Origin of the sequence: Filifactor villosus (assembly GCF_042652965.1) — a bacterium.
Lineage (GTDB): Bacteria > Bacillota > Clostridia > Peptostreptococcales > Filifactoraceae > Filifactor > Filifactor villosus.
Genome location: NZ_JBHSHL010000029.1, coordinates 1 through 10,614, shown reverse-complemented (window position 1 = coordinate 10,614; position 10,614 = coordinate 1). Strand labels below are relative to the sequence as shown.

Genomic DNA, 10,614 nt, shown 5'->3' with positions numbered 1-10,614 from the left:
TCGCTACCCGTTATGCAAAGAGCGTCTCCTGCTTTGTTGGAGCAATTCATTTGGCATCGATCGTTTTATGGTTAAGATGCCTTGTTTAATTTGTGTAGACACGATCTAGGCTATCAGTTTGAAAATTACATTCAACGCTTGTCAGCCTATATTCAAAGCGCCGGGAAGACCTATAAAGACCATAAAGCGACGATTCTTTCATGGTTTTATAAAGATCAGGGAAACAAGAAAAGTTCCAATATTCCTACTTGGGAAGATTATGATAGAGGAGATCATTTATGATAAGAGAAACAGAAAGGATAATAGAAAGTTTTTATAATAAAATCATTGAAAAAAAATATAGCATATGCTATTCTTTGAAAGAGAATAAGTAACATATGTTATATTTTGTAAAAGCTGAGGATTAATATGGAATATAGTGAATTTGTCAAAAATGTTAGAAAACAATTGAATTATACACAAAAAGAGCTTGCAGATGCACTTGATGTAAGTTGCGCTACAGTAAACAGGTGGGAAAATAATCAAGTATTACCAAGCAAATTGGCTGTCAATAGGTTTCTTGATTTTTGTGAGAATAATTTTATTGATACAACAGAATTTAATGATTGATTTATCAATGAAGAATATCTCATAGATGGGAGAGGAGAATAAGGATGGCCAGAGCTGATTTGATATGTGAATTAATAAAATATGGTTTATTGAATGATGCTGTTAATTTTAAAAAGGCGGCGGAGGCTTTATGCGCCGAAGAAAGGGCTAAGCAACATACAATTTTAGCAAATAAAATACAAGATTTATTAAGTATGGAAAAGAAGCATGTCTTTGAAAGAAATAGTACAGTTAATGTTGTTAAAGGTGGGATAAATGAGTCAAACCTTTTTTGGGAAAAAACACCTCAAAAGAAACTAGATGATTTGATTTTGCCTCAATCACTAAAAGAAATTTCTCAAGGAATAATTGAAGAACAACTAAGAGCTGAGGTTTTACAGTCCTATGGTCTGGAACCTAGAAATAAAATATTACTGATTGGTCCCCCGGGTAACGGGAAAACTTCTTTAGCAGAAGCTATAGCAGAATCTTTAATGGTGCCATTGCTAACAGTAAGGTACGAGAGCATAGTAGGTGCTTATTTAGGGGAAACCGCCTCTAAACTTTCAAAACTTTTTGAAATAGCAAAAACTAGAAAATGTGTATTGTTTTTTGATGAATTTGAAACTCTAGGAAAAGAGCGTGGAGACATACATGAAACAGGAGAAATAAAGAGGGTTGTTAGTTCTTTACTTATGCAAATTGATTCGTTGCCAAGTTATGTTGTCGTAATTGCTGCGACAAATCATGACACACTTTTGGATAGGGCAGCGTGGAGAAGATTTCAAATAAAAATAGAACTCCCTTTGCCTACTAGAGATAATTTGGAACTATTTTTTAAATATTTTCAAAAGGAAAGAGAATATAAGTTTGGAATTTCTACTAGTACACTTGCAAAAAAAACATTAGGATTAAGTTATGCAGAGGCTGAGGAGTTGGCATTAGAGATTTATCGCCAGTATGTATTAAATATTTCTGAAAATAGTTCTAAGGAAATTACTAGCCAAGTTTTGAAATTATGGCAAATACAGAGAATGTATAGCAAGGAACAGAAGGAGGATGTATGGCAGAAAGACCAATAATATTATTTCCTAAACCTCAGTTAGCTGATCGTGATAAGCGAAAAATGCCTATTCCACAGGTAAATAAACCTTCATTTGGAAAACAATACCATAGGCTTCAGCCCACATTTGCTGTTTTAGAAGAGGCTTTTAAAAAAAAGAATATGCAGATTCAAAATACACCGACAGGTATGAATCCGGAATTTGCTCTTGTTTTTGAAGTGGTAGGCACAGTGGAAAGTTTTTATACTGCAGTAAAAAATTCTGAAGGATTGGAATGGATCTTCGATAAAGAATCCTTTGATATAGAACCAGATGAAGATTTTTATTATGCTGAAGATAAGGATAAGAATATTTCTGGAAAAGTATATTGTGTAATGTCCAATCAAGAAGCAATGAAACAGATGATATCGTGTTGGGAAAGATTCAATGCTGGAGAAATTGATGTATTCAAAAGAGGCTATGCTGGATTAAGGGATATTTTTGTTAACATTAAAAAAATACGAAAATGGACTTCTAAAGATAGAATACAAGAAACTCGAGTAATAGATTATTGGAGGGAGTCTTTAGAAATTGATGGTCACATACCAATTCCATTTGAAGTTGAACTGTTTTATCGAAAAAAAAGTGTAAATAGGTCATTGGCAGAAAGTGCAGTTACTATAGAAATTGAAAAGTTAGGGGGACATGTCTTAAATAAATGTCATATTGCTGAAATTGCTTATCATGCACTTTTGGTAGAGTTGCCAAGAAATGAAATAGAGAAACTCATACACAATCATGAACAAGTGCAATTAGTGCATATTGATGATGTTATGTTTTTTAGACCAATATGTCAATCAGTATTTAATGTGTATGATGAATATGGTACATTAGTAGAAGAAATTGATAGAGATATTCAAGTAGATAAAGTAATGCCAACAATGGGTATACTTGATGGTATGCCTATTCAAAATCATCCTCTTTTAAAGGACAGAATAATACTTGACGATCCAGATGGATACGAAATTGGCTATGAGAGCAGACATAGATGCCATGGTACGGCGATGTCTTCTTTGATATTGAATGGTGATTTGAATAAAAAAGAATTTCTTAACCATAGGATTTATCTTCGCCCAATTTTAAAACCTAGGGAAGTAGCTCCCAATACTTATGTAGAAGAAGTACCAAGGGATTGCCTGATTGTTGATAAAATACATGTTGCTGTTGTTAGACTTTTTGAAAGACAAAATGGGAATGATCCAGTAGCGCCTACTGTAAGAGTTATAAATCTTTCGTTAGGGGATCCGGCAAGACAGTTAGCAACATTAATGAGTCCTTTAGCTCGGTTGATTGATTATTTATCGTTTAAGTACTCGATATTATTTATTGTAAGTGCTGGAAATCATCCAGAAACAATAAGCATGGTAGGTAGTTCCTTTGACGAATTAAAACGAAAAAATATTAGTGAAAGAAGTGAGGAATATTTTAAGTATCTATCAAATAATCAAAGAAATATTAGAGTTTTGTCACCTGCAGAGAATATAAATGGTTTGACAATTGGTGCTATTTATGACGATTATTGTGAACTGGATGAAAATGAGAGGGCAATTTTTGCTGTTCAAAGAGGATTACCAAGTCCTATATCTTCATATGGTAAAGGATACAGGTCAATTATTACACCAGATTTATATTACAGAGGTGGAAGAAAGTTTATTGTTGATTCTTTGAACGGGAAAAAATGGTTGCAGTCAAGCCGTGAGCCTGGTTGTAAAGTTGCTGCACCAACAAAGGATTCCCCAAATGGTCAAGCATTTACTTTTGGAACCAGTGATGCGACTGCTTTAATATCGCATGAAGCATTAAAATGTTATGATATTTTAAATGATATCTATAAATTGGAAACTGGCGAAGTTCCTCCATATAATTATATTGCAATTCTTATAAAGGCAATGCTAACACATGGTGCTTCATGGGGAGATATAGCAAATCAAGTTGCGAAAATGACGGGAACCAAAGAAAAACAAGTTTCAAGATGGTTGGGATATGGAATTCCTAATATATCGAGAGTAGAGGAATGTACAAAAAATAGAGTAACACTTATTGGAAGTGGTAGTTTGAAAAAAGATGAAGGAAATATATTCACGCTGCCGCTACCTATAGATATATCGTCAAAGATAGTAAAAAGACGGTTGATAGTTACTTTAGCTTATTTCTCTCCAGTAGAGGTAAGTAAACAAGCTTATAGAAGTGCAAAGTTATGGTTTGATGTAGTTGGAAATGAACAATTGGCTTCAAATAGAGAAAATACAGAATGGCAAGCAGTTCAAAAAGGGACATTGCAGCATGAAATTTTTGAAAGTGAAAAAGCTTTGATTTGGGATGACAAAAGAGAAATTCAGATTAAAGTAAATTGTAAAGAAGATGCTGGAAAATTTAAAATTGATATTCCATATTGTCTTTTTGTGACTTTTGAGGTGGCAGAAGGATATAATATTGATGTTTACTCTAAGGTTGTTAATAAGGTAAAAACAGCAATTAAGCCTTAGTTTGATGAATTCGATATTTATAAAAAATGAAGCAGTGAAAATAATTAACATAATAGCTAAAAAATTTGGATTTAAATAAAAAAACTTGGTGTAGCATATGGATATATGTAAATCAACCTTTGAAAAATAACCCAGATGGTTTAGCTGAAGAAGAATACTCGTGCGTGGGAGTATTCTTTTTTTGCAGTTCATTTCGTATTCTGTTTGCCATAGATATTTCCTTCTTTGTATGGTTTTCGGGGTCTTAGGGTTCACCCTAACAAGCTAAAAATTGATAAAAAAAGAAGCAGATCCCGAAGGGCTGCTTCATCAATTTTTCCGTAAGTGTCCGTACACTTACTGTGCTTGCTCTTATACTAATAGTATAAGAACAGCGTTAAGCGTATATTAAATTCGATAACTTATTATATCAAGGATAGAAAAGAAATTCAATATCAGTATTGACAAATATTGAATTTAGTTTTATTATTAAATTAGGATTCGGTATTAAAGTTATGAGAAGAGGTTTATTATGGCACAAGTATTAAAAGAAGAAGTCAGAAATAGAATACTTAAAGCAGCAGAGAAAGTATTCTATGAAAAAGATTATAGGAGTGCGAAACTTACGGAAATTGCAAGTGAAGCGAATATTCCTGTTGCACTTATCTACACGTATTTCAAAAACAAAGAGGTTTTATTTGATGCGGTGGTTGGCTGCATTTATTTAAACTTTGAATCTGCATTTGACGAGGAAGAATCCTTAGAAGCGGGTTCTGCTTCCGAACGATTTGAAATTGCGGGTGCAAAATATATTGATGAGTTGCTAAAGGATCGTAAAAAGCTTATTATTCTTATGGATAAGAGTTACGGAACGAAACATATGGATGCAAAACAAAAGTTGATATATCAGATGCAAGTACATATTGAGGAAGGGATCAATAGACAGTCTGAAGAAAAATATGATCCGATGCTTGCACACATTTTGGCAAATAATTTTACGGAAGGACTTCTTGAAATAGCAAGACACTATCAAAATGAAGAGTGGGCAAAAGAGATGTTAAAGCTGATAGCGAGATGTTATTACAAAGGTGTGGAATCCTTATAACTTAAATAGAGCAGATTCTATAGATGTAGATGATTAGCTCAAAATAGACTTTGTGTAACCGGCAAAGTCTTAATTTAAACTCTAATATTGAATTATTATTCGGTTTTATTCAATTTTGAAAGGAGCGTTGTTTATGACAGAAAAAGAGTTAAGAAAAAAAGTGATTGGGAAAAATGGCTTATCCAATTCACTTCTTGCTTTAAAAATAGTATTTGACTTGATGCCACAAATCTTACTTGTATATTTGATTAGTTCCTTAATCACAAACAATATTAACGAAGGTAATTTAAAGTATATATTCTTGGGAATCTTTATATCGTTTGTATTAAAGGGAGTATTTTACTATTTTGCAACAAAGATTGCTCATGAGAAAGCATACGAAAAATTGACAGAACTTAGAGTGGATATTATCGGTCATCTAAAAAAACTAAGTTTAGGATTTTTCAAAGAACATAATACCGGGGAGCTTACGAACATTGTTCAGCATGATGTGGAGCAAGTGGAAGTATACCTTGCTCATGGTCTTCCTGAAATCATGTCAGTTACACTTCTACCTACCATTATTTTTGTAGCTATGATTTTTGTGGATTGGCGTCTTGCACTTGGAATAATTGCTGGAGTTCCACTCATGTATTTGGTAAAAGTTCTTTCTCAAAAAACAATGAACAAAAACTTTGCCATTTATTTTAACCATGAAAGCAAGATGAGAGAAGAATTGATGGAATATGTAAAAAATATTTCTGTTGTTAAGGCTTTTGCGAAAGAAGAGGAGATTAGCGAAAGAACATTAAAGACAGCAAGAGAATACATTTATTGGGTGAAAAAAAGTATGGGAGCAATTACAATTCCAATGGGACTCATTGACATATTTATGGAAATCGGTGTAGTCATTGTTATGATTTTAGGCAGTGTATTTCTATATCAAGGAAATATTACGACACCTAAATTTATTCTTGCCATTATTTTATCGTCTGCTTTTACTGCATCTATAAGTAAGACGGCTACATTGCAACATTTTTCTATTGTGTTTAAGGAAGCTCTAAAGGCGATTGGAAAAGTTTTAACAGTTCCGCTTCCAAAGAAAAAGACAGAACAAGGTTTAGAATTTGGAAATATAGAATTTAAAGATGTGAATTTTGCATACGGAAAAGATAGCTTTGAGCTAAAAAATATCAATTTAACTTTTAAGAAAAATAGTTTGAATGCCTTTGTAGGAGCAAGTGGTTGTGGGAAAAGTACTGTATCTAATTTGCTTATGGGATTTTGGGATGCAGACGAAGGACAAATACTGATAAATAGAAAAGATATAAAAGAATATAGTCAAGAAAATATATCAATGCTGATTGGTAGTGTGCAGCAAGAAGTTATCCTTTTTGATTTAAGCATTTTTGAAAATATAGCAATCGGAAAATTAAATGCAACAAAAGAAGAAGTCATAGAAGCAGCTAAAAAAGCAAGATGCCATGATTTTATTTCCGCTTTGCCAAATGGATATGATACAAGAGTCGGAGAAATGGGTGTCAAGCTGTCAGGTGGCGAGAAACAAAGAATTTCCATTGCGAGAATGATACTGAAAAATGCACCGATTTTAATATTAGATGAGGCGATGGCAGCTGTTGATAGTGAAAATGAAAGACTAATCGGTGAAGCGATTGATGATTTAAGTAAGGATAAAATCATCATTACAATTGCTCATCATCTAAATACGATTAGAGATTCAGACCAAATTATAGTTATGGATAAGGGTGTTGTTCTTGATGCAGGAAGCCATGAAGAGCTGATGAAAAGATGTGATTTTTATCGTGATATGGTGGAAGCACAGAACAAGGTTGACAGATGGAATTTGAAAGAGGTGGTAACAGAAAATGTTTAAGGAAATGTTAAAACTGCTCACAAAAAGTGGCAAAAGAGATTTAGCTATATCAAGTATATTCTTTGCTCTTTATGGATTAAGCTCCATAGCTATGATTGTTATTGTCTTTTCTATACTGTTTCAGATATTTGACGGAACAAGCATAGAGAACCTATATAAATATTTTATTGTGATTGCACTTTTTGTTGTATTCAAAGGCATTTGTAACATGGTTGCGGATATGAAAAAGCATAGTGCAGGTTTTGATATTGTTCAGCAAATAAGAGAACGCATGATTATCAAATTAAAGAAATTCAGTTTGGGCTTTTATACCAATGAAAGACTGGGAGAGATCAACACAATTTTACACAAAGATGTTGATAATATGTCCCTTGTTGTAGGGCATATGTGGTCAAGAATGTTCGGTGATTTTTTAATAGCAACAATGGTATTTATCGGTCTTGCAAGTATTGATATAAAGTTGGCGCTGATAATGGTAGTGTCCGTTCCTATTGCACTTGCCTTTCTATATATGACAATTAAGCAATCTGAAAAAATAGAAAATCAGAATAACTCAGCACTTCTTGATATGGTTAGCTTATTTGTTGAATATATTAGAGGAATACCTGTATTAAAGAGTTTTTCAAACAATAAGAGCTTGGATAATGAGCTTATGAATAAGACAAAAAAGTTTGGAGAAACAAGCAAAGTAGCTTCAAGATTCAAGGCAAAACAGCTATCTATATTTGGGTTTTTACTGGATATTGGATATTTAGTTCTTTTAATTGCAGGAGCAATACTTGTTAAAAAGGGAAGTCTTGATGTACTTCATTTTATTATCTTTGCAGTAATTTCAAAAGAGTTTTATAAGCCGTTCGCTTCTATGGAACAACACTATATGTACTATGTTTCGGCGATAGATAGTTACGAAAGACTTTCAAGAATTTTATATGCAGATGTAATCCCGGATAAAGTGAATGGAATTGTTCCGAAAGATAATGATATAGCTTTTGAAAACATAGATTTTTCTTATGAAAAAGATGAATTTAAAATGGAAAAATTGAGCTTTTCTATTGCTGAAAAAACAATGACAGCCTTAGTTGGAGAATCAGGTAGTGGAAAGACTACTATAACCAACTTGCTTCTAAGATTTTATGATGTGCATAAAGGGGAAATTACACTTGGAGGAACTGATATAAGGGATATTCCTTATGATGAGCTTTTAGATCGTATCAGCATTGTCATGCAGAATGTTCAACTGTTTGATAACACGATTGAAGAAAATATCAGAGTAGGTAAAAAAGGAGCTACAAAAGAGGAAATCATTAAAGCTGCAAAGAAGGCAAGGATACATGATTTCATTATGAGTTTACCAAAAGGTTATAAAACTGATATTGGAGAAAATGGTGGGATTCTTTCAGGTGGACAGAGACAAAGAATATCTATTGCAAGAGCATTTTTGAAAGATGCACCTATTTTAATTCTTGATGAGATGACAAGTAATGTTGATCCTGTAAATGAATCTTTGATACAAGATGCGATTACAGAACTTGCAAAGAATAGAACCGTACTTGTAGTGGCTCATCATTTAAAAACAATTCAAAAAGCTGACCAAATTCTCGTATTTCAAAAAGGAAATTTACTTGAAAAAGGAAAGCATGGCGAACTTCTTGCAAAAAATGGTTACTACACAAAATTATGGAAAGCTCAGTATGAGGTATAACCATGATTTTGCTAAAAAATGTTTATTATGAATGGGAAGATGGACGAACTGCTTTAAAAAATGTCAATCTTGAAATTAGAAAAGGTGAATTTGTTTTAATTTCAGGGAAAAGTGGAAGTGGTAAAAGCACTCTTGGAAGTGTGATGAATGGTCTTATTCCACATTATTACAAAGGCAAAATGCAAGGGGAAGCCTTTGCGTCCGGAAAAGATATAAGCAAATTATCGCTTCATGAAATAGGGCATATTGTAGGGACTGTATTTCAAGATCCAAGAAGTCAATTTTTTACGACAACGACAGATGAAGAAATAGCTTTTGGGCTTCAAACCATCTGCAAATCAAGAGATGAAATAAAACAGAGAGTAGAAGAAGTATATGCAGAACTGGATATTGAGGAACTGAAAGGAAAATCTGTTTTTGAATTATCAAGCGGACAGAAACAAAAGATAGCTATTGCAAGTATCTATGCGATGAATCCGAAAGTTTTAATTTTAGATGAACCTTCAGCAAATTTGGATATGAAAGCAACATTTGGCCTATTTTTAATTTTGGAAAAATTAAAGAAAAAAGGAACAACAGTTGTTCTAATTGAACATCGTTTGTACTATGTAAAATCTTTATTTGACCGTTTTCTTTTGGTGAAAGATGGAGAAATTGCACTGGACTTGAGTCGGGAAGAAGTTATCCATCTTGAAGGGGAGTTTTGGGATGAGAATGGACTAAGAACTCTTGAATTAGAAGAATATAGGATAAGTGAGAAGAAAGATTCATATCAATTAAAGGATGAAAGTATCAGCGGAAAAGACTTGAAATTTTGCTATTCGAATGTAGCTAAGAATGGAAAGAAGCAAAAACAGTACATTTTAAATCATCTTGATTTCAATATGGAGTGCGGAAAAGCTATTGGTCTTATCGGCTTAAATGGTACTGGGAAAACTACCTTTGCAAGAGTGCTTTCAGGACTTGAGAAGATGAAAGAGGGGACAATATGGGCGGGAAAAGATAAGTCGCTTAATCACAAAGATTTAATGGATATGTCATATTTTGTCTTTCAAGATTCAGACTATCAGTTGTTTTCGGAAAGTGTACTTGATGAAATGCTACTTGGTATTTCAAGTAAAAATAAAAAAGAAAATACCCAAAAGGCAAAGTTTATTTTGAATGTACTTGGCTTAGATAAATATATAGACAAGCATCCGTTTGCTTTATCAAGAGGAGAAAAACAAAGGCTAACAATAGCTTGTGGAATGATGAAACAGGCAAAAGTTTTTATCTATGATGAACCAACATCAGGTTGTGATAAAGACTCAATGCTTTCCGTCGCAAAACTGATTGAAGAACAATTGAAAATTGGGACAACAGTTTTGGTAATAAGTCATGATTTTGAGTTTTTAGCAAACACAGTGAGCAAGCTATGGGTAATGGGAGATGGAAAAATAGAAACTGTTTTAGATATGAGTGAAAGTAATAAATTTCTCATATTAGACAAGATGAGAGGAGGTAGAGAGCTTGTCAGATAGAAAAACTATAGATCCGAGAATAAAACTTACTCTACTTCCAATTGTTGGATTTACGAGCTTTTTTATAAGCGATACAATTCTACTTTTTATACTAATTGTTTTTGCCTTTTTTCTATATTTATATAGCGGGATGTGGAAAAGAGCATTAAGCTTTATTTTGTTTTTTGTGCTTTTATACTGTATAGAGTTAGAGCGTGTCTACGCAATACTTTACAAAACGTAAAAAATGTGAGATACTCGTATAAAACAGAGGAGGTT

Annotated in this window: 7 protein-coding genes and 2 pseudogenes; all 9 read left to right on the top strand. The window is 33.0% G+C overall.

The window, feature by feature from the left end; translation table 11 throughout:
• Positions 1-114: 114 nt before the first annotated feature.
• Positions 115-282, top strand: a pseudogene (locus tag ACFO4R_RS07865) (replication initiator protein A); the annotation flags it as partial.
• A gap of 126 nt (positions 283-408) precedes the next feature.
• Positions 409-609: a helix-turn-helix domain-containing protein gene (locus ACFO4R_RS07860; protein ID WP_379788531.1), complete on the top strand. Its 201-nt coding sequence runs from the start codon at positions 409-411 to the stop codon at positions 607-609.
• A gap of 44 nt (positions 610-653) precedes the next feature.
• Positions 654-1,670, top strand: coding sequence for an AAA family ATPase (locus tag ACFO4R_RS07855; protein ID WP_379788530.1), 1,017 nt, complete (start codon positions 654-656; stop codon positions 1,668-1,670).
• A complete protein-coding gene (locus ACFO4R_RS07850; protein ID WP_379788529.1) occupies positions 1,652-4,177 on the top strand; it encodes a S8 family peptidase in 2,526 nt (841 codons plus the stop codon). The genes ACFO4R_RS07855 and ACFO4R_RS07850 overlap by 19 nt, the downstream gene beginning before the upstream one ends.
• 511 nt (positions 4,178-4,688) lie before the next feature.
• On the top strand, positions 4,689-5,261 hold the full coding sequence (locus ACFO4R_RS07845) for a TetR/AcrR family transcriptional regulator (protein WP_379788528.1): 573 nt from the start codon (positions 4,689-4,691) through the stop codon (positions 5,259-5,261).
• A 133-nt stretch (positions 5,262-5,394) separates the two neighbouring features.
• Positions 5,395-7,134: an ABC transporter ATP-binding protein gene (locus ACFO4R_RS07840; RefSeq protein ID WP_379788527.1), complete on the top strand. Its 1,740-nt coding sequence runs from the start codon at positions 5,395-5,397 to the stop codon at positions 7,132-7,134.
• Positions 7,127-8,836, top strand: a complete 1,710-nt coding sequence (locus tag ACFO4R_RS07835) for an ABC transporter ATP-binding protein (RefSeq protein ID WP_379788525.1) — start codon at positions 7,127-7,129, stop codon at positions 8,834-8,836. The genes ACFO4R_RS07840 and ACFO4R_RS07835 overlap by 8 nt, the downstream gene beginning before the upstream one ends.
• A 2-nt stretch (positions 8,837-8,838) precedes the next feature.
• Positions 8,839-10,356 carry an ABC transporter ATP-binding protein gene (locus ACFO4R_RS07830; RefSeq protein ID WP_379788523.1) on the top strand — a complete coding sequence of 506 codons (1,518 nt, stop codon included), beginning with the start codon at positions 8,839-8,841 and terminating at the stop codon, positions 10,354-10,356.
• Positions 10,346-10,546: pseudogene (locus ACFO4R_RS07825) on the top strand (energy-coupling factor transporter transmembrane protein EcfT); the annotation flags it as partial. The gene ACFO4R_RS07830 and the pseudogene ACFO4R_RS07825, both read left to right, overlap by 11 nt.
• Positions 10,547-10,614 lie beyond the last annotated feature (68 nt).

Excerpts from the sequence above, each read along its gene's own strand:
- ACFO4R_RS07860 (WP_379788531.1), top strand. The coding sequence starts at position 409 with ATGGAATATAGTGAATTTGTCAAAAATGTTAGAAAACAATTGAATTAT.
- ACFO4R_RS07855 (WP_379788530.1), top strand. The coding sequence starts at position 654 with ATGGCCAGAGCTGATTTGATATGTGAATTAATAAAATATGGTTTATTG.
- ACFO4R_RS07850 (WP_379788529.1), top strand. The coding sequence starts at position 1,652 with ATGGCAGAAAGACCAATAATATTATTTCCTAAACCTCAGTTAGCTGAT.
- ACFO4R_RS07830 (WP_379788523.1), top strand. The coding sequence starts at position 8,839 with ATGATTTTGCTAAAAAATGTTTATTATGAATGGGAAGATGGACGAACT.
- ACFO4R_RS07845 (WP_379788528.1), top strand. The coding sequence starts at position 4,689 with ATGGCACAAGTATTAAAAGAAGAAGTCAGAAATAGAATACTTAAAGCA.
- ACFO4R_RS07840 (WP_379788527.1), top strand. The coding sequence starts at position 5,395 with ATGACAGAAAAAGAGTTAAGAAAAAAAGTGATTGGGAAAAATGGCTTA.
- ACFO4R_RS07835 (WP_379788525.1), top strand. The coding sequence starts at position 7,127 with ATGTTTAAGGAAATGTTAAAACTGCTCACAAAAAGTGGCAAAAGAGAT.